26 protein-coding genes and 1 pseudogene are annotated in these 23,024 nt (G+C 62.5%); 12 read left to right on the top strand and 15 right to left on the bottom strand.

Annotated elements, in window-relative coordinates:
- Positions 1 to 95: 95 nt before the first annotated feature.
- Positions 96 to 254: a type II toxin-antitoxin system PrlF family antitoxin gene (locus QLQ83_RS09600; protein WP_282735304.1), complete on the top strand. Its 159-nt coding sequence runs from the start codon at positions 96 to 98 to the stop codon at positions 252 to 254.
- 62 nt (positions 255 to 316) lie between these two features.
- Here QLQ83_RS09600 and QLQ83_RS09595 read toward each other — a convergent pair whose 3' ends face one another.
- Both QLQ83_RS09595 and QLQ83_RS09590 read right to left on the bottom strand, forming a co-directional pair.
- A complete protein-coding gene (locus QLQ83_RS09595; RefSeq protein ID WP_282735303.1) occupies positions 317 to 607 on the bottom strand; it encodes a type II toxin-antitoxin system RelE/ParE family toxin in 291 nt (96 codons plus the stop codon).
- Complete coding sequence (locus QLQ83_RS09590; RefSeq protein WP_282735302.1) at positions 595 to 873, bottom strand: CopG family ribbon-helix-helix protein; 279 nt, start codon at positions 871 to 873, stop codon at positions 595 to 597. Before QLQ83_RS09590 ends, QLQ83_RS09595 begins: the two co-directional genes overlap by 13 nt.
- 231 nt (positions 874 to 1,104) lie before the next feature.
- Here QLQ83_RS09590 and purU point away from each other — a divergent pair, with 231 nt between their 5' ends.
- The gene (gene purU / locus QLQ83_RS09585) at positions 1,105 to 1,959 is read left to right on the top strand and encodes a formyltetrahydrofolate deformylase (RefSeq protein WP_282735301.1); all 855 of its coding nucleotides are present in this window, start codon (positions 1,105 to 1,107) and stop codon (positions 1,957 to 1,959) included.
- Positions 1,960 to 2,035: 76 nt separating this feature from the next.
- Here purU and QLQ83_RS09580 read toward each other — a convergent pair whose 3' ends face one another.
- A complete protein-coding gene (locus QLQ83_RS09580) occupies positions 2,036 to 2,440 on the bottom strand; it encodes a type II toxin-antitoxin system HicB family antitoxin (protein WP_133633763.1) in 405 nt (134 codons plus the stop codon).
- 17 nt (positions 2,441 to 2,457) lie between these two features.
- Positions 2,458 to 2,640, bottom strand: coding sequence for a type II toxin-antitoxin system HicA family toxin (locus tag QLQ83_RS09575; protein WP_133633765.1), 183 nt, complete (start codon positions 2,638 to 2,640; stop codon positions 2,458 to 2,460).
- Between the two features lie 267 nt (positions 2,641 to 2,907).
- Between QLQ83_RS09575 and QLQ83_RS09570 the strand changes: the two genes are divergently transcribed.
- Positions 2,908 to 3,579 (top strand): energy-coupling factor ABC transporter permease, encoded by a 672-nt coding sequence (locus tag QLQ83_RS09570; RefSeq protein ID WP_282735300.1) that lies wholly within the window; start codon positions 2,908 to 2,910, stop codon positions 3,577 to 3,579.
- A 181-nt stretch (positions 3,580 to 3,760) separates the two neighbouring features.
- Here QLQ83_RS09570 and QLQ83_RS09565 read toward each other — a convergent pair whose 3' ends face one another.
- From QLQ83_RS09565 to lexA, 3 genes are all read right to left on the bottom strand, one after another.
- Positions 3,761 to 4,198, bottom strand: a complete 438-nt coding sequence (locus tag QLQ83_RS09565) for an REP-associated tyrosine transposase (protein ID WP_282735299.1) — start codon at positions 4,196 to 4,198, stop codon at positions 3,761 to 3,763.
- A gap of 297 nt (positions 4,199 to 4,495) precedes the next feature.
- Positions 4,496 to 5,554: a DNA polymerase IV gene (gene dinB, locus QLQ83_RS09560; RefSeq protein ID WP_282735298.1), complete on the bottom strand. Its 1,059-nt coding sequence runs from the start codon at positions 5,552 to 5,554 to the stop codon at positions 4,496 to 4,498.
- A 24-nt stretch (positions 5,555 to 5,578) separates the two neighbouring features.
- Positions 5,579 to 6,232 (bottom strand): transcriptional repressor LexA, encoded by a 654-nt coding sequence (gene lexA / locus QLQ83_RS09555; RefSeq protein WP_282735297.1) that lies wholly within the window; start codon positions 6,230 to 6,232, stop codon positions 5,579 to 5,581.
- 364 nt (positions 6,233 to 6,596) lie between these two features.
- Between lexA and QLQ83_RS09550 the strand changes: the two genes are divergently transcribed.
- Both QLQ83_RS09550 and QLQ83_RS09545 read left to right on the top strand, forming a co-directional pair.
- On the top strand, positions 6,597 to 7,265 hold the full coding sequence (locus tag QLQ83_RS09550) for a TetR/AcrR family transcriptional regulator (protein WP_282735296.1): 669 nt from the start codon (positions 6,597 to 6,599) through the stop codon (positions 7,263 to 7,265).
- Complete coding sequence (locus tag QLQ83_RS09545) at positions 7,265 to 7,783, top strand: L,D-transpeptidase (protein WP_282735295.1); 519 nt, start codon at positions 7,265 to 7,267, stop codon at positions 7,781 to 7,783. The genes QLQ83_RS09550 and QLQ83_RS09545 overlap by 1 nt, the downstream gene beginning before the upstream one ends.
- A gap of 140 nt (positions 7,784 to 7,923) precedes the next feature.
- Here the strand turns inward: QLQ83_RS09545 and QLQ83_RS09540 are convergent, their stop codons facing one another.
- From QLQ83_RS09540 to pilB, 3 genes are all read right to left on the bottom strand, one after another.
- Positions 7,924 to 8,115, bottom strand: a complete 192-nt coding sequence (locus QLQ83_RS09540) for a DUF2283 domain-containing protein (protein WP_282735294.1) — start codon at positions 8,113 to 8,115, stop codon at positions 7,924 to 7,926.
- A gap of 131 nt (positions 8,116 to 8,246) precedes the next feature.
- Positions 8,247 to 9,479: a type II secretion system F family protein gene (locus QLQ83_RS09535; RefSeq protein ID WP_282735293.1), complete on the bottom strand. Its 1,233-nt coding sequence runs from the start codon at positions 9,477 to 9,479 to the stop codon at positions 8,247 to 8,249.
- Positions 9,480 to 9,832: 353 nt separating this feature from the next.
- On the bottom strand, positions 9,833 to 11,629 hold the full coding sequence (gene pilB, locus QLQ83_RS09530) for a type IV-A pilus assembly ATPase PilB (RefSeq protein WP_411971124.1): 1,797 nt from the start codon (positions 11,627 to 11,629) through the stop codon (positions 9,833 to 9,835).
- Between the two features lie 404 nt (positions 11,630 to 12,033).
- Between pilB and QLQ83_RS09525 the strand changes: the two genes are divergently transcribed.
- Positions 12,034 to 12,495 (top strand): pilin, encoded by a 462-nt coding sequence (locus tag QLQ83_RS09525; protein ID WP_282735292.1) that lies wholly within the window; start codon positions 12,034 to 12,036, stop codon positions 12,493 to 12,495.
- Positions 12,496 to 13,070: 575 nt separating this feature from the next.
- Positions 13,071 to 13,214 (top strand): annotated as a pseudogene (locus QLQ83_RS09520) (ISL3 family transposase); the annotation flags it as partial.
- Positions 13,215 to 13,488: 274 nt separating this feature from the next.
- On the opposite strand, the gene QLQ83_RS09515 reads toward QLQ83_RS09520, so the two are convergent.
- The gene (locus QLQ83_RS09515) at positions 13,489 to 15,219 is read right to left on the bottom strand and encodes a PglL family O-oligosaccharyltransferase (RefSeq protein ID WP_282735290.1); all 1,731 of its coding nucleotides are present in this window, start codon (positions 15,217 to 15,219) and stop codon (positions 13,489 to 13,491) included.
- Between the two features lie 192 nt (positions 15,220 to 15,411).
- Here QLQ83_RS09515 and mscL point away from each other — a divergent pair, with 192 nt between their 5' ends.
- Entirely contained in the window at positions 15,412 to 15,858 is a 447-nt protein-coding gene (gene mscL, locus QLQ83_RS09510) for a large conductance mechanosensitive channel protein MscL (RefSeq protein WP_411971123.1), read from the top strand.
- Positions 15,859 to 15,878: 20 nt separating this feature from the next.
- Here mscL and QLQ83_RS09505 read toward each other — a convergent pair whose 3' ends face one another.
- On the bottom strand, positions 15,879 to 16,325 hold the full coding sequence (locus tag QLQ83_RS09505; RefSeq protein ID WP_282735288.1) for a CopD family protein: 447 nt from the start codon (positions 16,323 to 16,325) through the stop codon (positions 15,879 to 15,881).
- Between the two features lie 86 nt (positions 16,326 to 16,411).
- Positions 16,412 to 16,594: a hypothetical protein gene (locus tag QLQ83_RS09500; RefSeq protein ID WP_282735287.1), complete on the bottom strand. Its 183-nt coding sequence runs from the start codon at positions 16,592 to 16,594 to the stop codon at positions 16,412 to 16,414.
- Between the two features lie 117 nt (positions 16,595 to 16,711).
- Between QLQ83_RS09500 and cysQ the strand changes: the two genes are divergently transcribed.
- Both cysQ and QLQ83_RS09490 read left to right on the top strand, forming a co-directional pair.
- Positions 16,712 to 17,605 carry a 3'(2'),5'-bisphosphate nucleotidase CysQ gene (gene cysQ / locus QLQ83_RS09495; protein ID WP_282735286.1) on the top strand — a complete coding sequence of 298 codons (894 nt, stop codon included), beginning with the start codon at positions 16,712 to 16,714 and terminating at the stop codon, positions 17,603 to 17,605.
- A 93-nt stretch (positions 17,606 to 17,698) separates the two neighbouring features.
- Complete coding sequence (locus QLQ83_RS09490; protein WP_282735285.1) at positions 17,699 to 19,117, top strand: MBL fold metallo-hydrolase RNA specificity domain-containing protein; 1,419 nt, start codon at positions 17,699 to 17,701, stop codon at positions 19,115 to 19,117.
- Here QLQ83_RS09490 and QLQ83_RS09485 read toward each other — a convergent pair.
- Positions 19,102 to 19,317 (bottom strand): hypothetical protein, encoded by a 216-nt coding sequence (locus tag QLQ83_RS09485; protein ID WP_282735284.1) that lies wholly within the window; start codon positions 19,315 to 19,317, stop codon positions 19,102 to 19,104. The genes QLQ83_RS09490 and QLQ83_RS09485 overlap by 16 nt on opposite strands.
- Before the next feature lie 234 nt (positions 19,318 to 19,551).
- Between QLQ83_RS09485 and QLQ83_RS09480 the strand changes: the two genes are divergently transcribed.
- Entirely contained in the window at positions 19,552 to 19,989 is a 438-nt protein-coding gene (locus QLQ83_RS09480) for a low molecular weight protein-tyrosine-phosphatase (RefSeq protein WP_282735283.1), read from the top strand.
- Between the two features lie 348 nt (positions 19,990 to 20,337).
- Positions 20,338 to 21,453 (top strand): Wzz/FepE/Etk N-terminal domain-containing protein, encoded by a 1,116-nt coding sequence (locus tag QLQ83_RS09475; protein ID WP_282735282.1) that lies wholly within the window; start codon positions 20,338 to 20,340, stop codon positions 21,451 to 21,453.
- 490 nt (positions 21,454 to 21,943) lie between these two features.
- Here QLQ83_RS09475 and QLQ83_RS09470 read toward each other — a convergent pair whose 3' ends face one another.
- Positions 21,944 to 22,933, bottom strand: a complete 990-nt coding sequence (locus QLQ83_RS09470; RefSeq protein WP_282735281.1) for an IS481 family transposase — start codon at positions 22,931 to 22,933, stop codon at positions 21,944 to 21,946.
- Positions 22,934 to 23,024: the final 91 nt, after the last annotated feature.

The raw sequence follows: 23,024 nt of genomic DNA, 5'->3' as shown, positions 1-23,024 counted from the left end.
TTTAAATGATGATCTCATGTTGGTAGCCATGCCGTGGCTGAATACCCTGCCACATAGGTATGTCAAGCCTGGATTCATAGAATAACCGCAGCACTTTGGACACCACAGAGGGCACCTTCCTAACGTTCTTGGAGAAGGGCCTGATAAATCGCCCAAACCGTATCCGACCCGTCAAGACCAAGACCTTTGTCGAGGCCGAGCGCCTGACGGCGGACATTGAGGTGGACCTCGCTGAGGCGCTTGCTGCTTACTAAAGACCGTTTGGGAATCACGCGAGATTGTAGCGGTGAGTAGGCACGCTAATGATTGCTACCCGTTAGAAGCCGGCTTCTCTCTGGTGACGGATGGCCAGTACCACCACTGTTTCCCCATCGAGACGGTACCGTGGGATGTAACCGCTATCACCAAAATCAATCAGCCAATCCCGGTATTCCTCGGGCAGATCATCAATCGGGCGGCCGATATGTGGGAATCTTCCAAGCTCCTGGAGGCCCTGGATGATCGCCTTGGCGGCTCTCTCGGCTGCTGCTGGATTCTTCGGCCGTAGGAACTCACGCAGTCGCTCCAGATCCCGGACTGCCGCCGGGGAAAAGATCACGTGTGGCATCTTGGGGCCGACGCCTCATCATCCTTCCCCCAACTGACCAGCCACTGCTCCACTTCGTCAGCGGTCGCATGCAGCCCAGTCGCTTGGTATTCCTCCCAAGCGTTGAGCGTGTCCTGCCTGAACGTCTCTCGTCTTTCCTCTTGCTCCACATACTGCTCGATGGCCTCACGCATGAGCCAGTGTGCCGAGCGCTGACGGGCGTCGGCGAGACGCTGCACCCGCTTTTTCAGATCGTCGTCGAGTTTGATGGATGTTGGTTTTGCCATGCCGACCTCCGTAGCAAAAGGTAATACCTGTAACTACTATAGGTCGTGTCGGCATACCTGTCGATGGCCAGCCCATGGTGGACTGGCTGGTGCCACGGCTGGAGGCGGCAGGCCGGGCAGGGGAACTGGACGGGAACCAGATGGGTGTTCGAGTCCGTCCCGCACGTGCCCGAAGCCCCTGTTTTGGCTACACTGTCGCCCCCAGCCACCGCCGCAACCCGGGATCATCCGATGTCACACTACTACCGCCTGGTGGTTTCCTGTCCCGACCGCCTGGGCATCGTCGCCAGGGTCTCCAACTTCATCGCCGGGCACGGTGGCTCGATCACCGAGGCCAGCCAGCACTCCGACCTGGAGGCCGGGCGCTTCTTCATGCGCTATGAGATCCTGGCCGACTCCGTGGGCATGCCGCCGGAGACGCTGCGCGAGGCCTTTGCGCCGATCGCCGACGAGTTCGAGATGACCTGGGCGCTCACCGATACTCGCCAGCGGCGTCGGGTGGTGCTGATGGTGTCGCGGGAGACCCACTGCCTGGTGGACCTGCTCTATCGCTGGACGGCGGGGGAGCTCGATTGCGACATCGCCTGCGTGATCTCCAACCACGAGGACATGCGCGGCCTGGTGGAGTGGCACGGCATCACCTACCACCATGTACCGGTCAAGGCCGACGACAAGCCGGCCGCCTTCGCCGAGGTACAACGGCTGGTCGACGACGCCCGCGCCGACTGCGTGGTGCTGGCGCGCTACATGCAGATCATGCCGCCCGCGCTCTGCGAGCGCTTCCAGGGCCGGATGATCAACATCCATCACAGCTTCCTGCCGTCGTTTGCCGGGGCCAGGCCCTACCACCAGGCGCACCAGCGCGGCGTGAAGCTGATCGGGGCCACCTGCCATTACGTCACCGAGGAGCTCGATGCCGGGCCGATCATCGAGCAGGACATCCATCGGGTCAGCCACTGCCACACGCCCAGCGACCTGGTGCGCTTCGGGCGCGACGTGGAGAAGGCGGTGCTGGCCCGCGGCCTTCGCTGGCACCTGGAGGACCGCGTGCTCATCCACGGCAACAAGACCGTTGTCTTTGCGTGAGGTGATCTCGTGACGTTGCGATCGCCCGCGTCGCGGTCGACGCGGGCGATCTCTCTATCGGTAGGGCGCTCGTTCGCTATAAGTGACGCAGCTTCTCCAGAGCGGCGTTGCTCAGGAACGTTGACCGGCTTTTTACGCCATGCAGCGTCACGTACTCGTCAATCTGCCGGAGCACCGTGCCTGGCAAGGTGACGGTGACCTTCTCGGCTTTTCCCAGGTACGGGGTCAGGTCGATATCGATCATCCCCCAGCCCCAGCCCTCGAAGTCCGGATTCCGGCGGTGTTCGTCGATTCTGCCCGGTTTGGGGACGGGCTCGCCGCGAGCCACCATCTCTTGAAGCACAATATGCGCGGCCTCGACGGCATTATCGTAGGCTTCCTCCGGGGTATCCCCGGCACTGATGGCGCCGGGAATGTCGGGGAAAACGATGCCTGTAGCGGTGTTCTCGTCTCCCCACTCGATAGCGATGGGATATTGCATCGTGTGCCTCCGCAGGGTCAGGAAAGCCCCGCCTGTTTGCGAATCTGGTGGACAGTGCCTTTCGGCAAGTCTTTCTTCGGGTGTGGGACAGGAAGGGCACCGGGCCTCTTGGGATGTTTGAAAACGTGGTGGCTGCCCCGTATTCGATCCAGCACCCAGCCAGCAGCTTCCAGCTCTTTGATGAGTTCGCTGCTTTTCACCGCTTTCTCCCGCTGCATTGTAGCCCAAATTATACGGCCAGCCGTATTGTGGTGTACACCCCGCTACCTCTTGCCGCCAACCAGGATGGTCTCCCTTGATGACTCTCCTCGTCACGTCCACGGCGCAGGCCCGGGCGTGCCCGAAGCCCCTGTTTTGGCTACACTGTCGCCCCCAGTCTTAGCCGCAACCCGGGATCATCCGATGTTACCCGACTACCGTCCCACCACAGCTGCCTGCCGCTGGTCCTTGCCTGACGGAGTGACCCCATGACGATTGCCGAGCCGGTTCTCGCTCCCTGGCTGCTGTGGCTCTGCGGCCTGGTCTCGCTGGTCGTCGTCGGCCTGGCGCTGAGCCGCCGGCCGTGGGTCGCGCTGCTCGAGGACCATGCCCTGCAGCACCGTTGGCTCGCCGCCACCGTGATGGTGATGCTGCTCTGGCAGCTGCGCGCCCAGGCGGTGGACTGGCTGACCCTTCACCTGATGTTCACCGCCTTGCTGACCCTGGTCTTCAAGGCGCCGCTGGCGCTGCTCTCGATCACCGCGATCAATATCGCCATGGTGCTCTTGGGGCGCATCGAGTGGTCGCTGCTGGGGGTGAACGTGCTGGTCACCGGGGTGGTGCCGGCGCTGGTGATGGGCATCGTCTGGCGACTGGTCGACCGTCGCCTGCCCGACAACCTGATGGTCTTCCTGTTCGTCTGCGGCTTCTTCGGCTCGGCGCTCGCCACCCTGGCGGCGGGCCTTGCCGCCGTGGGGCTGATGGCGCTCGGCGCCTCCGATGCCGAATCACTGCGCCAGGCGCTGGAGTACGCCCGCTTCCTGCCGCTGCTCATGCCGAGCGAGGCCTTCATCACCGGCATGCTGATGAGCATTCTGCTGGTTTACCACCCCGGCTGGGTCGCCACCTTCAATGATCATCGGTATATCGATACGAAGTGAGCAGCCAAGCGGCCAAGCACGCCGCTTTGCGTAGGAGCGGACGGTTCGACGCTTCTACTTGCGCCGCGAAAGGTGTAGTGCTCCGAATCTGTAGGAGCGGTGCTTGCACCGCGAAAGGCTGAGAGCAATGAATCGCCGTGCAAGTCGAAGCGTCGAACCGACGGCTCCCGCATCCACCTCCCTACAGCCACGCCGCATTCCAGTATGGGTAGTCCATGATGTTGTCCACCAGGCCTGCCCGAAGGGGGTTGGCCACGATATAGCGGGCAACCGACTTCAGGTCCTCTTCCTTCCTCAGGGCATGGTCATGAAAACCGCGCTGCCACACGGCTTCGCCGATATCTCGGGCTACCTTGGCCTTGTAGAGCTTTACCGCGGTAGAAATCGAAGACCCCTTGAGCTGAATCAGCCAGTGCAGGTGGTCAGGCATCAGCACAAAACTCAGGGTATCCACATGCCGGTGAACCGCATCGCAATACAGGTAGCGGCAGGCCAGGCTCGCCCTGATCGCGTTGCTGAAATGAGGTTTCCGATCCTGGGTGACAATTGTCAGCAGGTAACAGTACCCGGGAATGGACCTGCGGCCCTTTCGAAGATCATGGCTGTGGAGCTGGTGCATGCATGTGGATCCCTCGATTGCCGTGATTTTCAGTCTAGATCTCAGCTGGGCTTCTGTGACATTCCCCTTGTAGGAGCGATGCTCGCATCGCGAAAAGCGGATATCGGCATACAATCGCCGTGCGAGTCGATGCGTCGAACCGACGGCTCCTACACCAGGTTCAGGTCATCAGTAGGAGCGGTGCTTGCACCGCGAAAGGCTGAGAGCACTGAATCGCCGTGCAAGCACGGCTCCTACAAAAGCGAGGTAGCATTTAGGCGGCCGCACATCGCCGTGCAAGCACGGCTCCCACAAGGTCTAGATCGGCAGGTCCAGCTGCTGCCGTGCCTCCTCAGGCACCAGGCGCACCCCGACGCCGAGCAGGCGCACCGGGCGTCGGGCACGGGCCCAGGCCTGTTCCAGCAGGCGAGTGTAGCTCTCGGCATCGGGAATGAGGCCACGGCTCTCCAGGGTGGTGAGGCTGAAGTCGTCGAAGCGCACCTTGACGAAGAGCCCGGCCATCGGCGGGTGGCCGTGGCGCTCCAGGCGGCCCTGCAGCTTGTCGCAGAGCGGGGCGAGGGCGGCACTGGCGGTCGCGAGGTCGGGCAGGTCGTGGTCGAAGGTGGTCTCCACGCTTACCGACTTGCGCTCGCGCTCGACCCGCACCGGGCGGTCGTCGATGCCGCGCGATAGCTCGTAGAGCCGGCGCCCGAACTTGCCGAACTCGTCCAGCAGGCGCTCGATGGGAAGCTCACGCAGCTCCGCGCAGGTGCGGATGCCCATGGCGTCGAGCTTGGCGCCGGTGGCCGGCCCCACGCCGTGGAGCTTCTTGACCGGCAGCTCGCGCACGAAGGCATCGACCTGCTCCGGCGGGATCACCGTCAGGCCGTCGGGCTTCTCCCAGTCGCTGGCGATCTTGGCCAGGAACTTCGACGGGGCCGCGCCCACCGAGACGGTGATGCCGGTGCGCCGATAGCACTCCTCCTTGAGCCAGCGCGCCATCCAGGTGGCGCTGCCGCGAAAGCCCTCGACCTCGGTGACGTCCAGGAAGGCCTCGTCCAGCGACAGCGGCTCCACCAGCGGGGTGAGTTCGTGGAACACCGCCTGGATCTGCCGCGACACCTCGCGATACTTCTCGAACTGGCCGCGCATCAGCGTCAGGTGAGGGCAGAGGCGCAGCGCCCGGGCGGTGGGCATGGCGGAGTGGATGCCGTAGGTACGGGCAGGGTAGTTGCAGGTGGCGATCACCCCGCGCTGCTCCCGCGAGCCGCCGATGGCCAGCGGGATGTCGCGCAGGTCGGGGTTGTCGCGCATCTCCACCGCGGCGAAGAAGCAGTCGCAGTCGGCGTGGAGGATCTTGCGGACGCGCTCCGTCATGTGACCATGGGCAGCCGGCGCCGATCAGAGCGCCTGGCCGCTGCCGCCCCGGATCACGCCCACGCCGATGCCCTCGATCTCCAGCGGGTCATGGCGCAGGTCCACCTCGATGGGCGCGAAGTCGGGATTCTCGGCCTCCAGGGTGACCACATGACCCTGGCGATGGAAGCGCTTGACGGTGACCTCGTCCTCCAGGCGCGCCACCACGATCTGGCCGTCGCGGATGCGCTCGGTGCGGTGCACCGCCAGCAGGTCGCCCTCGAGGATGCCGGCATCCTTCATGGAGAGGCCGCGCACCCGCAGCAGGTAGTCGGCCCGCGGGGTGAAGTACTCAGGGGGCAGCGGGCAGTAGCGGTCGATGTGCTCGGCGGCGAGGATCGGGCTGCCGGCGGCCACCTCGCCGATGATCGGCAGGCCCTGGGCCGGCTCGTCCAGCCCCTCGTCGTTGGCGGCCTCAGGCTCCTGGGCGGGCAAGCGGATGCCCCGGGAGGTGCCGCGGATCACCTTGATCGCCCCCTTGCGCTCCAGGGCGCGCAGGTGCTCCTCGGCGGCGTTGGCGGACTTGAAGCCCAGCGCCCGGGAGATCTCCGCCCGGGTCGGCGGGTAGCCCAGCTCGTTCATGGTCTTGACGATGAAATCGAGCACGTTCTGCTGCCGGGCCGTGAGTGAGCGACTCATGGAACCTCCAGGGTCGGTAACCAGGGGGTGGCGATCGCCTCGCCACGCGTCTGGTCAAGTATACAGCATGTCTTTCTGTCCAGTAAAAGCTCGAAGCGCCGAGCGCCCAAGCGCCGAGCAGGATGATGGCACCGCCCGTTACGGCGTCGATATTATCTCCCGAACGAATCACCAAGGCCGAGAGCTGTACCTGGCCCCTTGGTTTGCTTGGGCCCTTGGCCGCTTGGCTGCTTGGCTTGCTTGGCTGCTCTTTTAGCCCCCGTTTTAAACGTCCGCCACCCTGCGGCATTGAGCCGCGCCCATGGCTGTCATACACTCCCGGGACATTCAAACAATTGTTTCCAATGACAGGGAGCCGCTGCACATGGCCCAGCAGCCCGACACCGTCACGCGCATCCTCGATACCGCCGAGGTGCTGTTCGCCGAGCGCGGCTTCGCCGAGACCTCGCTGCGCAACATCACCAGCAAGGCCAAGGTCAACCTGGCGGCGGTCAACTACCACTTCGGCTCCAAGAAGTCGCTGATCCAGGCGGTGTTCGCGCGCTACCTCGACCCCTTCACCGTACGCTTCCACGCCGCGCTCGACGAGCTCGAGGCGCGCCACGAGGGCGGCGTCATCCCGCTGGAGGAACTGCTGGAGACCATGGCGCGCAGCGTGCTCGAGGTGCCGGCGGAGCGTCACAGCCTCAAGGTGTTCATGCGCCTGCTGGGGCTCGCCTACAGCCAGGCCCAGGGGCACCTGCGCCGCTACATCCAGGAGGAGTACGGCAGCGTCTTCACCCGATTCACCGAGCTGGTGCGCCGGGCCACGCCCGAACTGCCCGACGCCGAGCGCTTCTGGCGGCTGCACTTCATGTTGGGCACGGTGATCTTCACGCTTTCCGGCCTGGATGCCCTGCGCGATATCGCCGAGAAGGACTACGGCGAGCACGTCAGCGTGCGCGACCTGGTGCGTCGCCTGCGTCCGGTGGTGGTGGCGGCCATGAACGCGCCGCTGCCCGAGCCCGCCCCGGCCCAGCGCGAGGCCGGCTGATGCGCACCCCCCTGCTGACCGAGCTGCCGCCGGAGGAGGGCGTGTGGCTGGAGATCGCCACCGCCACCCAGCGGCTCACCGTCTGGCGGGGGCGCGAGGTCGAGTGGTCCTGCGAGGTCTCCACGGGCGCCAACGGCACCGGAGAGGAGGAGGGCAGTGGTGCCACGCCTCTGGGCTGGCACACCATTCGCGCCGCCATCGGGGCGGGCAACCCGCCGGGCACCGTCTACCGCGGGCGCCGGCCCACCGGCGAGGTCTTCAGCGAAGCCCTGGCGGCCGAGCATCCGGGCCGCGACTGGATCCTCACCCGCATCCTCTGGCTGAGCGGCCTGGAGCCGGGCCGCAACCGTGGCGGCAAGGTGGACTCCCAGCGTCGCTACATCTACCTGCACGGCACCCCGCCGAGCGAGCCCATGGGGGTGGCCCGCTCCCATGGCTGCATCCGTGTGCGCGATAGTGAGCTGCTGGCGCTGTTCGAGATCGCCATGCCGGGCACGCCGGTATGGATTCACGATTGAAGGGCAACGGGCAGTGTGTTGTAGGAGCCGTGCTTGCACGGCGATGCGGTGCCTCCGCCTTTCGCGGTGCAAGCACCGCTCCCACAAAACCACCTGCATGTTATGGGAGCGGCGATTGACATAATGCGCTCGGCGCTAAATCACGCCGCCTCGCTCTTGAGCAGCGGCCAGGCGCCCTGTTTCGAGGCTTCCAGGATCACCACCTCCACAATGGTGCCATCCTCTGCATAGCTGATATGGGTATACCAGTCCTGGGAGCGCTCACGAACGATCGGCTTGTCTGCAAGGTGCAGGACCAGGATGTCATCCGCCTCGTCATAGGTGGTGCGCATGCTCAACCCTCCTATTGGATCAGATTCCTGGTCCTTTATATCCTCGGCTGGCCGCTTGGCCGCTTGGCCGCTTGGCCGCTTGGCCGCTTGGCCGCTTGGCCGCTTGGCCGCTTGGCCGCTTGGCCGCTTTGTTAAATCACGCTCCCCAGCTCGAAGATCGGCAGGTACATCGAGATTACCAGGCCGCCGACCAGCACGCCCAGCACCACGATGATGAAGGGCTCGAGCAGCGAGGTGAGGGTATCCACCTTGTTGTCGACCTCCTCCTCGTAGTAGTCCGCCACGCGGTTGAGCATGGCGTCAAGCGAGCCGGCCTCCTCGCCGATGCCCACCATCTGCACCGCCAGCGCCGGGAACTGCTCGGTCAGGCGCATGGCGAAGTTGAGCTGCTGGCCGGTGGCCACGTCCTCGCGGATCTGGGCGATGGCGCGCTCGTAGACCATGTTGCCCGCTGCGCCCTCGGCGGTCTCCAGTGCCTCCACCAGCGGCACGCCGGCGCCGAAGGTGGTGGCCAGCGTACGCGAGTAGCGCGCCACCGAGGACTTGTCGAGGATGTCGCCGATCACCGGGATGCGCAGTGCCAGCTTGTGCATGCGGAAACGGAAGGCCTCGGATTTTTTCATGCCGGTGCGGATCAAGAAGATGAAGGCCGCGAAACCCAGCAGGCCCCACCACCAGTATTGCTGGGCGAACTCCGACAGCGAGATGGTCATGCGGGTCATGGCGGGGAGCTCGGCGCCGAAGCCCTGGAAGAGGCTCTCGAACTGGGGCACTACCTTGATCAGCAGCAGGGCGGTGACGCCGATGCCCACCGCGATCACCGCCGCGGGATACCAGAGCGCCTTCTTGACCCGGCTCTTGAGCGACTCGATCTTCTCCTTGTACGTCGCCACCCGTTCGAGCATGCGGTCAAGCGAGCCCGACTGCTCCCCGGCCTCCACCATGTTGGCGAACAGCCGGTCGAAGTGCTCCGGATGGCGCCTGAGCGCCTCGGAGAAGCTGGCACCGGCGGCTACGTCGTTCATCAGCTCCTGCACCAGTGCGCTCATCGCCGGCTTCTTGAGGCTCTCCGCCACCACCTGGAAGGCCTGCAACACCGGCACGCCGGCGCGGATCATGGTCGCCATCTGGCGCGCGAATAGCATGATGTCCTTTGGCTTGATCTTGCCCATGCCTCCGCCGATCCCGCTCTTGCGGCGGATCTGCTTGACCATGATGTTCTGGCCGGAGAGGACCTTCTCCACCTCGGCCCTCCGGGGGGCGATGATCTCGCCCCCCACCTTGCGGCCGTTGGGTCCCTTGCCCGTCCAGCGCCAGCGGTAGAGCTTGGTCTTCTGTGACTTGCGCATGGTCGATGTTGCCATGTTCATTTCCCTGTCCCCGCGTTGTGGTTTGTCAGCGTCTTGCACGGCGGTTGGTGATTGGAGTAGTGGGCGCCGTGCTTGTACGGCGTGAAGTACCACCGTCATTGACGGTGGCCGATGCCTATCGCGATGCGAGCATCGCTCCCACAGGTGCTGATGCCGCCACTGAGCCCATTGTGGGAGCTGTGCTTGCACAGCGATTGGTTGCCGGAACAAATAATTCGCGATCCGAGCATCGCTCCTACAATACTGTGCCGCTTGGCCGCTTGGCCGCTTGGCCGCTTGGCCGCTTGGCCGCTTGGCCGCTTGGCCGCTTGGCCGCTTGGCCGCTTGGCCGCTTGGCCGCTTGGCCGCTAGTCCTTCGTCACCCGGTTCACCTCGGCCAGGCTGGTCAGCCCTTGCATTACTTTCAAGAGCCCGCTTCTACGCAGGTCCGGGTGGCCCTCCTTTCGTGCCTGGACGTCGAAGTCCCGGGAGTTGCCTTGGGTCATGATCAGGTGGCTCATGTCGTCACTGATCGGCACCACCTCGTAGATACCCACCCGGCCCTTGAAGCCCTGGGTGCAATGCTTGCAGCCCACCGGCTCATAGATGGTGGCGCCGGCCACCTCCTCCTCGGTGAAGCCCTGCTGCAGCAACACCTCGCGAGGGATGTCCGCCGGCTGCTTGCAGCGCTTGCACAACCGCCGCGCCAGGCGCTGGGCGATGATCAGGCTCACGGAGCTCGCGATATTGAACGGCGCCACCCCCATGTTGGCCAGGCGGGTCAGCGTTTCCGCCGCCGAGTTGGTATGTACCGTGCTGAGCACCAGGTGGCCCGTCTGGGAGGCCTTGACGGCGATCTCGGCGGTCTCCAGGTCGCGGATCTCGCCGACCATCACTACGTCCGGGTCCTGGCGCAGGAAGGCGCGCAAGGCGCTGGCGAAGTCCAGGCCGATCTTGGGCAGCACGTTCACCTGGTTGACCCCCGGTACCTTGATCTCCACCGGATCCTCGGCGGTGCAGATGTTGCGCTCCACCTGGTTGAGGATGTTGATGCCGGTATAGAGGGTCACCGTCTTGCCGCTGCCGGTGGGGCCGGTGACGAGTATCATGCCCTGGGGGTCGTCGAGCACTCCCTCATACATCGCCTTCTGTTCCGGTGTGAAGCCCAGCTGCTCGATGCCCAACTGGGCGGAGCTGGGGTCGAGGATACGCAGCACCACCTTCTCACCGTAGACCGTGGGCAGCGAGTTGACGCGGAAGTCGATGGAGCGGGTAGTGGAGAGCTTGAGCTTGATGGCGCCGTCCTGGGGCAGGCGGCGCTCCGAGATGTCCAGCCGCGACATCACCTTGAGGCGCGCCGAGATGCGCGAGCGCATGGCGAAGGGCGGGTGGGCCACGTCGTGGAGGATGCCATCGATGCGAAAGCGCACCCGGTAGCTGGTCTCGTAGGGCTCGAAGTGGATGTCCGAGGCGCCACGATGGATGGCGTCCAGCAGGATCTTGTTGACGAACTTGACGATGGGCGCGTCGTCGCCGGCCGCGGCCACCGCCGCCTGCTCGTCGTTGGCGTCCACCACGCCCTCGTCGAAGGCCAGTTGGCCCACGGCGTCGTCGACGTCGCCCAGCTCGTCGAGCATGCTGCGCTCGCTGCGGGCGAGATACCCCTCCAGCACCGGGCCGAGCTGATCCACCGGGGCCAGCACGCCTTCCGGCGTCAGGCCGGTGGCAAACTGCAGCTCGTCCAGCAGGGCGAGAGTCGAGGGGTAGGGCACCGCCACGGTGAGGCGATGGCCGTGGCGCACCAGCGGCAGTACTCCCAGCCGGCGCAGGATCTTGTCCGGGTAGTCCGCCGCCGGCGGCAGGCTCTCCAGGCGGATGGCGTCCAGGTCGATGATCGGCAAGCCATACTCCCAGGCGGCGGAGAGCGTGGCCCTGCGCGCCGGCACCATGCCCGCCTCGATCAGGTGCTCGAGCAGCGACATCTCCGCCTCGCGGGCTTCAGACTCGGCGCGCACCGCCGCCGCCTCGCCGAGCAGGCCGTCGGTCACCAGGCGACGGGCCAGCCCGCGCAGCCCGTGGCGATGGGTAGCGCCATGCAACGCGGTATGTGTGGGCTCCGGCGCGGCCGGGGGCATCTCGGGAGAGGGGGGGCGGTAATCGTTCATGGCGCCTCATGGTGTCGCAGCATGGTGCAGCTGAAGCTGGAGTGTGTCGTCTGCGCTGATTCTAGCCCCTGTGGCCCACCCCCGCCCAGCGCCACGCCACGCTCCTTCAACCTTTTCCTCGCACTTCGGCTCATACACTAGTATGAAAATTCTGCTACTCACTCACCTTTCGGCTACAATGCCTCTTGCAAGGTTGCAGATCGTAAATTAATGTAACCTTTACCGGGCGGCATGACGCTCGATGAACCCGGTGGCAGGGCGAGGGGCTTTTTGTGGGAGCGCTGCTTGCAGCGCGATGACGAGGCTACCGACTCTGATCTGCCATCAAACATTAACCCGCACGGGCGACGAGAAGAAGGCTTACGCCAGACGCGCCACGGCGGACAGGAGCAAGGGGCAGGATAATGAAAAAACAGGGCATGCAGAAATACGTTAAGACCGGGCAGGGCGGTTTTACCCTGATCGAGCTGATGATCGTGGTGGCGATTATCGGGATTTTGGCTGCTTTAGCTATTCCCCGATACCAAGACTATACTACACGAGCTAGAGTTACAGAGGGTCTTAATCTAGTTCAGCCCGTCCGTTTGGCTATTGCAGAATACTATTCTTCAGAAGGAGAGTGGCCTTCTGCTGCCTCTATAGGTTATGGTACTGCCGCTTCATTCGCCACTGAGAATATTACTAGTGTAACTATCAATGGCGGAGGTGCTACTGCAAACGATATTGACATTTTGTACACAACAAACGTTGTAGACCCCGCTGGTACGCTTGAGCTTCAAGCAGCAGAGGAGTCACAGAGCATTTCTTGGACATGTAGTATTGTCAGTAATTTTGAAGTTCGGCAAGTGCCAGCTAATTGTCGATAACATTTGATAGATAAAGTAAAGAACCTCGTTTCACATCTAGCTTGGGTTCTTCAGCGGCTGGCAAGTATGCTAGCCGCTGTTGCTCTTTTCTAAAGTGTCAAGTCATAAGTGGCTGGCTACCCGCTTGGTATATATTGGCTCTTCGTCGTTGGGTGTGGAACTCACCCCCTTGGACTATGGTATGGCCTCCACGATGACAGGAAACATGACATGGACAGCAAGCATCCAGATTCTGACCCTCGGCATGGGCCTGGAAGCGCCCTAAGTACTCAAGGACCACCACCTTGGATACCTCCATGTTGCGCACCGCCCGGGTCTCTATGTCTACAACGGTGGCGATGCGCTTGACGCCCCAGCCACAGGTCTTCAGCCGAGCATGGCGGCGTCACCCGCTGGGCTCTGAAGGTTCCCCTTGTACCTGAGTGTGGGGAACCTTATATCCGGGTTGGTACATGAATGGACCCTCCTGATGAGATCACGGAGGGTTCAATTCTGGCTCTTCGTCGTCGTTGGGTGTGGAATTCGCCCCCTGACCTGGGCCAGGATATGACCTCCACATGGACAGGAGGTATGGCATGGACGGCACCCAGATTCTGATTCTCGGCCTGGGCCTGGAAGCGCCCTGGATCCTCAAGGACCAGCACCTGGATACCTCCGTGCCGCCCCAACGGTTGGACCTCTACGTCGAAGCCGAGCGGGGCAGCCTCTACCCATGCCCTTAGTGCGGCGAGGCCTGCCCGGCCCATGACTTTGCCGTAAACAATGGGATGGAGTCCTCCCCACCCAATCCCGGCGTCATTGCGCCACACTGAGCGGTGAGAGGCCACTGGCAGAGGAGAGCGTCCCATGCCCATTTCACGCGTAGGTGTCGGGGCCCGGATGATCAAGAAGTCGGTCGCAGGTCCGAGCACCTTTCAATAGCGTTGCACTTGTAACTTGAAACCGCCGTCATTTTATCAATCGTGATTCTATAATATAAAGGTGTTTCCGTGATCAATCAGCTCTCCCTTTCTCGTTTTTATTGACTGTTCTTTCGATAGCTTGAGTTGAGATACGGTTTCCCGAGAATAGATGCTCTATTTTCTCCACTAACTCCGGGGCTTTGCTTTGGTTGAAGTATTTGGCTTCGAGTTGTTTGATATATAGTTCTGGTGAGGGCACTTTTCTTGCTTCACTTTCCGCCCATTCTTGATAGTCCTGCACTGCCATTTCCATCTCTAGAGCTCTTGCTACAGCAAGCTGTTGCGACATGACGAGAAACTGAAGATCATGAGGGATGCCTAAGGGGTTTACGACTTTTGCCAGTGCACTGCTATCTTGTCCCTGTGTTTTAATATGAGACGTCACTTGCCAGAGCGTATGTAGATGCGTCGTCATGAAAATCCATAATATCGGTACTCCTAGTCCGGCGCTTACCCTAATGGCTGAGGTATATCGGTTGTGTTTCTCCCTTACCTGCCAGCGTCGGCTCGTGATCTTGCCCAGTAATAAGAGAAATGTCAGCCAGTTTAACTGTGAGTGATAGAAAGGGAGTTCCGTCATCGCATGTAGTGCTAGCGGTAGCAACAGGGCGGTGAGCAGCAAACTTTCTCCGATAGGGCCATGGGCCCAGAGTCGCCAAACCACCCACCCGGTGAAGGAGAGTATCGCCAGCATCGGCAGTACCCCCCCCTCGATACCCCAGAGCAATAGCTCATTGTGAGGATGGGCATAGTTCTCGACGATATAGGGCTCGACGATATCCGGCTGGTTGATCGGTTGTGCGGCTCGCCAGTCGGCAAAACTGTGCAGGAAGTCGTGCTGAAAGCGCCCATACCCCCAGCCGAAAAGGGGTTGCTCGGCGATCATCTTCAGGCCGTGGGTGTAGACATACTGGCGATAGCCGGAAGTCCTGGAAAAGGATTCGAGGCTTCTTGGGCTGCCCAGGGCTTCCAATGCCCAGAGGGCACACGCGAAGAGTAACCCCATCAACAGGGCGACCCCCCAAATCTTGAAGGCTCGACGATCATGACCACGCAAGTGAATCAACAGCAGAGGAAGCACAACCAACGTGGCCAGCCAGCCGGTGACCGAGCCTGCGAACCACAGGATGGCCGGCATGAACAGTGGAGCCAGTAGCGAGGTGGCGCGTTCCCAGCCTCGTTGTGCCTCGCCGATCAGCCAGGCCGACACTGCCAGGCCAGTGACCAGGAAGCTGGCCAGCACGTTACGCTGCTGGAAGATGCCATAGGGTTGCTGGCGTTCGACGTCGTAGCCGAGCCAGTTTCCCGGCTCCAGTAGGTAGAGTTGCGCATAGCAGAGCGCGGTTTCTATCAAGGCGCCGAGCAGGATGGCCATTCCCAGCCACCACCAGTCGCGGCGGGTCAACTGTAACTGGGCCAGCCCCAGCAGCAGGATGGCGCCGGCAGTGACCGTCAGCATCCGTGGCAGGGCGATCAGCGAGGCCTCGTTCCAGGTCCACAGGAAGGGCAGCCACAGGGCGAGCAGCAGTAAGCCAAGCCCGATATGGAACTTGCTGTAGCGGATCACACCGCGGGTGGCGGGCCACATGGCCAGCGCCATCATCAGCCCGAAGCCTATCCACACGGCAGCGTTATGAGGCATGCGAAGCCCGGTACCACCCAAGTTTGGGAAGGTGACATGCAGCAGCACGGTAAAGGTGAAGATCGCCGTGCCGATGAACCACTTGATCAGGCGGCGGTTGGGGGCGGTGTCGGTGGTCATGGCAGTCCCTGCGGCCCTTGGGGTGGTCTTTTCACTACACATTCGTATCAGAATGTAACGCTGCTAGTGTCGCGGGGCGGGCAGTCGATGTAAAGCGCTGCGAGGCCTTACGGGAAACGGTTTCCCATGCTTTCGCGCTACACTCCATCAAACCGGCTGCGCAGGGCGGCGGATTGCGAGGGAGACGTGAGCATGTTCAAGGAATTCAAGGAATTCGCCGTGCGCGGCAACGTGGTGGACATGGCGGTGGGGATCATCATCGGCGGGGCCTTCGGCACCATCGTGCAGAGCCTGGTCAACGACGTGCTGATGCCGCCCATCGGGCTGCTGATGGGCGGCGTCGACTTCTCGGATATCTTCCTGGTGCTCAAGGGCGAGGGGCCCTACGCCACCCTGGCGGATGCCACGGCGGCCGGGGCGGTGACCCTCAACGTCGGGGTGTTCGTCAACAACGTGATCAGCTTCCTGATCGTAGCCTTCGCGGTCTTCCTGCTGGTCAAGGGCGTCAACCGCCTGCGCCGCCAGCAGGCCGCGACGCCCACCGAACCCACGGCGCCGCCGGAGGAGATCCTGCTGCTGCGCGAGATCCGCGATGAACTGCGCAGGGAGCAGGCACAGGTGCCATCATCGGGTGACTGAAGTAAGGGGCTCAGGCGTGCTCAGAGGCTCCAGCGCACCCGGAAGGATAGCCCCACCACCACGAACAATACCGAGAGCAGCGTGACGGCGAGGATATGCCAGCCCATCAGTGGCAGGGTGGCGGGCGAGAGGCGCGGGATGACCCGGAAGCGGGCATGGGCCGCCACCAGGGCGGTGAGGCCGAGCAGCGCGAGCTTGAGCTGGATCAGCTGAGCCACCGGGCCGCCCTCGGCCGAGAACCACAGCGCCAGGGAGGGCAGCTTCTGCCACGCCAGCCACAGCCCGGTGATGATCTGCACCACCAGCGCCGGCATGCCAAGCTTCTCGTAGCCTTCCTCGAACCAGTGAAGCGCCGCCACGTCCTTGCCCTTCAGCACCCGTGGCAGGATGGTTACCGCCAGCACCAGGTGCCCGCCCGTCCAGATGGTGGCGCCCAGCAGGTGCAGCAACAGCAGGGTGGCGGTCATGGTGGCTCCTGGCTCCGTGTCCGGTCATACGCCAGGCTTACCAAAGAAGCTAGCCCGGCACGAGGCCAGGCTAGCAGAGAGAGCGCTTAGATATAGAACTGCGGCAGGCGACGGCCGCGGGATGCCTGGGCGGTCTTCTGCGGCAGGCGGGCCTCGGGGCGGCTCCAGATGGTCAGGAAGCGCTCGGTGCTGCGGCGACGACGGGCCGAACGCAGCGGGCGCGCGGGGAGGGACTGGTCCCAGATGGTGGCGAAGGCGATATCGGTCATGTTGGCGCTCCGGGGCCATGGCGGCCCGCTAATATATGTGAAAGTGTTTTCCATTATACCCGAATTCAAACGTTTGTCTACGACTTAGGTCGTAGACGGCGACAGGGGAGGCAATGCATGAGGCTGGACCAAGACACCATCGAGCGGCTGATCGCCGGGGTGGAGGCCGCCGGGCGCGAGGTGATGGCGATCTACCGTCGTGAGTACGCCGTCGAGCACAAGGCCGACGACAGCCCGCTCACCGAGGCCGACATGGCCGCCCACCACGCCCTGCTGGCGCTGCTGGCGCGCGAGACGCCGGGCATCCCGGTGCTCTCGGAGGAGTCCGACCAGGTCTCCTTTGCCACCCGCCGGGGCTGGTCGCGCTACTGGCTGGTCGACCCCCTGGACGGCACCCGGGAGTTCATCGCCGGCAACGGCGAGTTCACCCTCAACCTGGCGCTGGTCGAGGATGGCGTGCCGGTGTTCGGTATCGTGCATGCCCCGGCGCTGCCCGAGGGCGCCGTGACCTGGTGGGGCCAGGTAGGGCAGGGCGCCTTCCGTCGCGGGGATAAAGGAGAGGTCGCAGGAGAGGGCCAAAGAGAGGGAAATGGCAACAGCGAACAGCAGATCCGGGTGCGTGAACTGCCCGACCCCGCCATCGAGCCCTGGCAGGTGGTGGGCAGCCGCCGCAACGGCAGGGAGGCCTTCGAGGTCTTCTGCCAGGCGCTGCCGGCCCACGCCACCCAGTCGATCGGCAGCTCGCTGAAGTTCTGCCTGATCGCCGAGGGCAAGGCCGATCTCTACCCGCGTCTGGCACCCACCCACGAGTGGGACACCGCCGCGGCACAGGCCATCGTCACCGCCGCCGGCGGCCAGGTGCTGGAGGCCGAGACCCTGTGCCCGCTGCGCTGCAACCAGCAGGAGAGCCTGCTCAACCCCGGCTTCATCGCCTGCGGGCAGCGCGATGCGCGCTGGGAGCGGGCGCTGGGAGCGGGCGCTGGCCAAGGCGCTGGCGGCCGACCCCGATAGCCGTTGAAGCGGCTTGCGTCCCAGGTCGGCTAGCCCCGAAGGCAACCTTGCCTACACTGAGGGCATCGGACGTTCGGCAGGGAGGCCACCCGGATGCAATATCCACGGATTGTTCACCATGGCGCCGCAAAAGGCGTCACCGGCAGCTGCCACCGCCTGCAGGTGAGCGAGGACCGCGCGCTGCTGGTGGATTGCGGGCTCTTCCAGGGCCAGGACGCCGACCACCTCGACAGCCTTGCGCAGCACCGGGTGCGCTTCTCTGTGGACGACGTGCTGGCACTGGTGGTCACCCATGTGCACATCGATCATATCGGCCGGCTGCCCTACCTGCTGGCCGCGGGCTACCGGGGGCCGATCCTCTGCTCGGTGCCCTCCGCGCGGCTGCTGCCGCTGGTGATCGAGGACGCGCTGAAGATCGGCTTCACCCGCGACCGGGCGCTGATCGAGCGCTTCCTGGCCGAGGTGGCGGGGCGGCTGGTGCCGCTGGACTACCGGCAGTGGCATACCGTGCTCGATGACGCGCGCCATCGGATCCGCGTCAAGCTGCAGCGTGCCGGTCATATCCTCGGTTCGGCCTATGTGGAGGTCGACGTGCGCGACCACGCCACGGGCGAATCCCAGCGCACGGTGTTCTCCGGCGACCTGGGCGCGCCTTACGCGCCGCTGCTGCCGGCGCCGAGGCCGCCGTATCGTGCCGACACCCTGGTGATCGAGAGCACCTACGGAGATCGCCGCCACGAGGATCGCACTACCCGCCGGGCGCGGCTCAGGGGCGCCATCGACCGGGCCCTGGAGAACGCCGGCAGCGTGGTGATTCCCGCCTTCAGCATCGGCCGCACCCAGGAGCTGCTCTACGAACTCGAGGGGCTGATCCATGGCGCCAGTGATTCGCGCTGGCGGGAGCTCGAGATCATCGTCGACTCGCCGCTGGCCGCGCGCTTCACCCGGGTCTATCGCGAGCTCAGGCCCTGGTGGGACGCCGAGGCCCAGCGACGGCTGCGCGGCGGCCGCCACCCGCTGAGCTTCGAGAACCTCTACACCGTGAATGACCATGCCGAGCACGAGCAGACCGTGGACTACTTGGCCCGCACCCATCGCCCGGCGGTGGTGATCGCCGCCAGTGGCATGGTCACCGGCGGGCGGGTGGTCAACTACCTCAAGCGCATGCTGGGTGATCCGCGCCACGCCGTGGTGTTCATCGGCTACCAGGGCGCCGGGACCCCGGGCCGCGACATCCAGCGCTATGGGCCGCGTGGCGGCTGGGTACTCCTCGACGGCGAGCGCATCGATATCCGTGCGCATATCGAGACCGTCAGCGGCTATTCCGCCCACGCCGACCAGCAGAACCTGCTCGACTTCATCCGCCGCATGCGTCACCCGCCGCGCCAGGTGCGCCTGGTGCACGGCGAGCACGACGCCCAACTTGCCTTCAAGGCGAGAATCGAAGAGTGGGCGAGAGAGGCGGGTCGTGAGGTCGAGGTGACGCTTGGCTTAGATCACCAAGTGGACTGAGGGATCTCCTGCTCGGCGTCGAGCTGGCCCAGCCGGGCATTCCGGTCGCAACGGCCGCAGGTGACCACGGCCAGGTCGTTGTCGAGCGCCTCGACCGTGAATTCCTGCCAGTCGCTGGCCCGGGCGATCTCGATGGTGCCGCAGTCGCAGGACAGGATGCGCCGGCCCTGGGGGTCGACGTCGAGCGTGATGGGTCTCATGGGCAATCCCTCCCTGCATCTGCCCCGATGGTACGCCGTCGCGCTGCCCGAGCCCGTGCGAGAACGCGGCGGTAGGGTGTAGGCGATCTCGTCGGTTGTGGCGTTGAGTCCGCGCATCATTGTGGGAGCCGTCGGTTCGAGGCTTCCACTTGCACGCCGATGGCGTGAATCATACTCACCTACACGCTGTGAGCACTGATACACTTCCCAGCGAACCATCATGGAAGTGTCGCGATGTTCCACTACATCCTTGTCGTCTGCACCGGCAACATCTGTCGCAGTCCGGTCGCGGCGGCAATGCTCGCCCGTGCATTGCCGGGCCGTAAAGTGGAGTCCGCCGGGCTGGGGGCGCTGGTCGGGCAGGGGGTAGAGCCTAACGCTCGAGCATTGGCGGAATGCGATGGCCTGGAAGTGGTCGGTCACCGCGCCCGCCAGCTCACCCCCGAGATGATCAGTGGCGCCGATATCGTGCTGGTGATGAGCGATGGGCAGCGCCAGGCGGTCGGTGACCTCGTTCCCGAGGCGCTGGGCAAGACCCTGCTGCTCGGGCACTGGCTGGAGGAGAGTCAAGGGCGGCAGATCCCCGACCCTTACCGCAAGAGCCGGCAGACCTTCGAGCATGTGCACCAGCTATTGCACCAGGCCGTTGATAGCTGGGCAACCAGGCTTTGATGCAAGCGTAGCCGATGGATTTTCCACTGAATTTTCCTTGACCAGCGGCTGATGCGGCTGGCGTGCACCGCAGGTGTGGTCGGTCGCTTTGAACCGCGGGGCAAAGGTTGTATCCTTCCCCGGCCAAGTAGAATTAGTGCCACGTCACCGTGTGTGAAGCTTGCCATCGGACGGTGTAGAGGCCGCTATGTCGCTGCTTTAGAATGGCTTCTCGCATCAAGGGCTGCTTCGGCTTACGCCAGGCTGAGCGCAGGCCACCAGACATATGACAGGGCATGGGAATGCGTCCGGTACAATCCCCGGGCGGTAGCGTGTCCACTCGATAGGCATATTAAGGAAAGTTTACCGATGAGCCCCGAAGAACAGCCGACCCCTGGCTACCACGACGATGAGATCGACCTGCGGGACCTGGCGCTGATGCTGATCGAAGGTTGGTACTGGATCGTTGGCATGGTGGTACTGGCCGTGGTGGCAGCCTTCGCCTACCTGGCCGTGACCACGCCCACCTTCGAGACATCGTTTCACGCTGTTCCGGCTTCCGTCTCGAACTTCTCCGGCTATAACCTGATGAATGGTTTTGAGATTACCCCGGGAGAGGCGTATCGGACACTGGGCAATCGGCTTTCCAGTTTCCAGAACTTCGAACGTTTCGTTGAAGACAACCAAGATCGTTTCCGGATTGACCCTGAAGCCGATCTGGGACAAGTGTTTGCTAATCGCCTTACTGTCGGAGGACTTGCTGCCGATGGTAACAGTCAGCTGATGATGAACATAGGATACCGGTACCCCGAAGGCGAAGAAGGTGCTGAGATTCTCAATGATTATGTTGGTGATACCGCGGAACAGGTTTGGGCGACACTGCGAAACCGTTTTGAAGATCATAATCGTGCGCAGCTTGCTAGTCTTTTTAATGATCTGCAGTTGCAGAAAGAAACCCTGAAGCGCTCTCGCGAAGACGAGCTCTTCACACTCGAGCAGGCCATTGCTGTAGCACGCCGACTTGATATTGAGAAACCAACGACCCCTCAACAGTTCGGACGTCAGCCCAGTGGCAGTGAAGTGATCTATGCCAATATCGGCAACGACGGCTCACTTCCTCTTTACTTCATGGGGTATGAAGCCCTTGAAGCTGATCGAGACACAATGAAAGCATCTATTGACGATGGATTGAGCAACATGATGATTCGCGAAATAGAGCAAAAATTCGAGCAGAGAAAGCGCATCTCCAGACTGCTTTCCAGCAATCGGCTCTATGGCGTGGATGAGGGCGTAGAGCCCAACCACACGGAACGTGTCGTGGATGTTGTCGAGTATGCCTTCCGGCCTGCATCACCGAGCGAACCGCCTAAAGCCTTGATCCTTTCTCTCTCGCTGATAGTAGGAGGCATGGTCGGCGTCATGCTTGTCTTCCTTGCACGGTTTGCGGGGAGTTTGCGGGGCTATCGTGAAATGAAGCGAGGCTAAGTTGAAGGCGATTAAGAGGACGCCGATTTTCTAAGATTGTGATAACTTGCGGTTTTCGAAAAATATCCAGGAAATAAGCAGATTTTTATACGCGATGTTGCAGCCCTCTAGAATATTTCTTTAGCGCTGCAAGCCAATCTGTGAAATTCTTTATTAATATATTGTAGATCCAGTCGTGTCCAGCAACGATGTCAATGTTGTCTGGTTCTATTTCTTTTTAGCTTAGCACTGCAGTGTTTATCGGGATTTGTATTGGACAGTATTCCGTGCGGTCTTTGTAGGGCTAAATGTTTTGTAGAATGGAGTTTTTTCGGTAGTAAGGGAGAGGTTAGTATATTGTGAGGTTGTTGAGATTTGGCTTAATAACTGAGTTGTCTGTTTCTGGCGTTAACGATCCTTCTGCTTGCATCAGTATTGAGGTAATGATTTAAAATTTTCCGTAGTGGCAGAAGATAATGCGCTGGTTAATAATTATCAGTTTTGGTGTTAGCTATATGTAGGGTCCCGGATGATTGACTACTCGCTTGGTAAATAGCGCTGGCCGTTTAGCCTCCCATTCTTTCATCGCTGCAATTGGTGATTGATGGTGCAGCGCCTTCTGGGGGATATGGTGATTGTACAACCAACAATACCGCTTCAGCGTCTGCTCTAGATCCTCACCTGATGCATAGCATCGAGTGGCCAGCACATCGCTGATACGACCGTTGAAGCGCTCCACCATGCCGTTCGTCTGAGGCCGCCCAGGCTTGATCAAGCGATGCTCGATGCCATGTGCCTGGCACTCCTGGTCAAACGGATGCCGGCCGCTGGGCTTGCGCTCACCGGCCCGTGTGAAGCGATCGGTGAAGGATTTGCCGTTGTCAGTCAGCACCGTCTGGATCTTGAAGGGCGCCTTCTCTTCCACCTGTTTCATGAACGCGCGAGCATCCTTCGCGGACTGGCTGCTGCGGACCTCCAGATACACCCAGCGCGTTGCCCGGTCGATGGCCACGTACAGGTAGCGCTTCTGCTGCTCGTCAGGCATCTGGGGCAGGTGCTTGATGTCGATGTGCACATACCCCGGTTCGTAGTCCTTGAAAGGCTTGTATCGGGGCGTCTCATCACCGCCGACATCTTGACGGGCCAGCTCCGCGAGCGTTGGCACGTCACGCCGCTTGAGCATGCGGTGCAGGCCGGAACGTGACAGCCGAGGGTTCAGGAACTCGCGGGCAACGATCAGCAGATCATCGAGGCCGAGCCGAAGAAACTCGCGAGCGGCGACCAGCACTTCCTCCTGCTCGTGGGTGAGCGTGGTCAGCAGGTTGTGGCGCGTGTGGGGTCGATCATGGACATCGCCTCGGTAGCGCCAACGGCGAATGGTCGAGTCGGACACACCGTACTGACGGGCCAGTTCGCTGTCACTGATACTGGCGGACGCTGCCTGGATCTCAGCACGAATCTTCGGTGTCGTCGTCGCTTGCTTATGCAGCTTGATGTCCATGAACCTGCTCCCGGATGAATTGCTGTAGAAGCTCTCTGGCTGCCAGCAGAGGATAACTCCTATAGCTCAGTTGATCATCCGGGACCCTACA

Source organism: Halomonas rhizosphaerae (assembly GCF_030010555.1).
Classification (GTDB): domain Bacteria; phylum Pseudomonadota; class Gammaproteobacteria; order Pseudomonadales; family Halomonadaceae; genus Halomonas; species Halomonas rhizosphaerae.
This window is presented reverse-complemented; position numbering and strand designations above follow the sequence as displayed.

Excerpts from the sequence above, each read along its gene's own strand:
- QLQ83_RS09490 (WP_282735285.1), top strand. The coding sequence starts at position 17,699 with ATGCAATATCCACGGATTGTTCACCATGGCGCCGCAAAAGGCGTCACC.
- pilB (WP_411971124.1), bottom strand. The coding sequence starts at position 11,629 with ATGAACGATTACCGCCCCCCCTCTCCCGAGATGCCCCCGGCCGCGCCG.
- QLQ83_RS09500 (WP_282735287.1), bottom strand. The coding sequence starts at position 16,594 with ATGACCGATATCGCCTTCGCCACCATCTGGGACCAGTCCCTCCCCGCG.
- cysQ (WP_282735286.1), top strand. The coding sequence starts at position 16,712 with ATGAGGCTGGACCAAGACACCATCGAGCGGCTGATCGCCGGGGTGGAG.
- QLQ83_RS09485 (WP_282735284.1), bottom strand. The coding sequence starts at position 19,317 with ATGAGACCCATCACGCTCGACGTCGACCCCCAGGGCCGGCGCATCCTG.
- QLQ83_RS09535 (WP_282735293.1), bottom strand. The coding sequence starts at position 9,479 with ATGGCAACATCGACCATGCGCAAGTCACAGAAGACCAAGCTCTACCGC.
- QLQ83_RS09595 (WP_282735303.1), bottom strand. The coding sequence starts at position 607 with ATGCCACACGTGATCTTTTCCCCGGCGGCAGTCCGGGATCTGGAGCGA.
- QLQ83_RS09545 (WP_282735295.1), top strand. The coding sequence starts at position 7,265 with ATGCGCACCCCCCTGCTGACCGAGCTGCCGCCGGAGGAGGGCGTGTGG.
- QLQ83_RS09590 (WP_282735302.1), bottom strand. The coding sequence starts at position 873 with ATGGCAAAACCAACATCCATCAAACTCGACGACGATCTGAAAAAGCGG.
- QLQ83_RS09540 (WP_282735294.1), bottom strand. The coding sequence starts at position 8,115 with ATGCGCACCACCTATGACGAGGCGGATGACATCCTGGTCCTGCACCTT.
- QLQ83_RS09570 (WP_282735300.1), top strand. The coding sequence starts at position 2,908 with ATGACGATTGCCGAGCCGGTTCTCGCTCCCTGGCTGCTGTGGCTCTGC.
- QLQ83_RS09580 (WP_133633763.1), bottom strand. The coding sequence starts at position 2,440 with ATGCAATATCCCATCGCTATCGAGTGGGGAGACGAGAACACCGCTACA.
- dinB (WP_282735298.1), bottom strand. The coding sequence starts at position 5,554 with ATGACGGAGCGCGTCCGCAAGATCCTCCACGCCGACTGCGACTGCTTC.
- QLQ83_RS09515 (WP_282735290.1), bottom strand. The coding sequence starts at position 15,219 with ATGACCACCGACACCGCCCCCAACCGCCGCCTGATCAAGTGGTTCATC.
- QLQ83_RS09565 (WP_282735299.1), bottom strand. The coding sequence starts at position 4,198 with ATGCACCAGCTCCACAGCCATGATCTTCGAAAGGGCCGCAGGTCCATT.
- QLQ83_RS09475 (WP_282735282.1), top strand. The coding sequence starts at position 20,338 with ATGAGCCCCGAAGAACAGCCGACCCCTGGCTACCACGACGATGAGATC.
- QLQ83_RS09525 (WP_282735292.1), top strand. The coding sequence starts at position 12,034 with ATGAAAAAACAGGGCATGCAGAAATACGTTAAGACCGGGCAGGGCGGT.
- purU (WP_282735301.1), top strand. The coding sequence starts at position 1,105 with ATGTCACACTACTACCGCCTGGTGGTTTCCTGTCCCGACCGCCTGGGC.
- QLQ83_RS09550 (WP_282735296.1), top strand. The coding sequence starts at position 6,597 with ATGGCCCAGCAGCCCGACACCGTCACGCGCATCCTCGATACCGCCGAG.
- QLQ83_RS09470 (WP_282735281.1), bottom strand. The coding sequence starts at position 22,933 with ATGGACATCAAGCTGCATAAGCAAGCGACGACGACACCGAAGATTCGT.
- lexA (WP_282735297.1), bottom strand. The coding sequence starts at position 6,232 with ATGAGTCGCTCACTCACGGCCCGGCAGCAGAACGTGCTCGATTTCATC.
- QLQ83_RS09505 (WP_282735288.1), bottom strand. The coding sequence starts at position 16,325 with ATGACCGCCACCCTGCTGTTGCTGCACCTGCTGGGCGCCACCATCTGG.
- mscL (WP_411971123.1), top strand. The coding sequence starts at position 15,412 with ATGTTCAAGGAATTCAAGGAATTCGCCGTGCGCGGCAACGTGGTGGAC.
- QLQ83_RS09480 (WP_282735283.1), top strand. The coding sequence starts at position 19,552 with ATGTTCCACTACATCCTTGTCGTCTGCACCGGCAACATCTGTCGCAGT.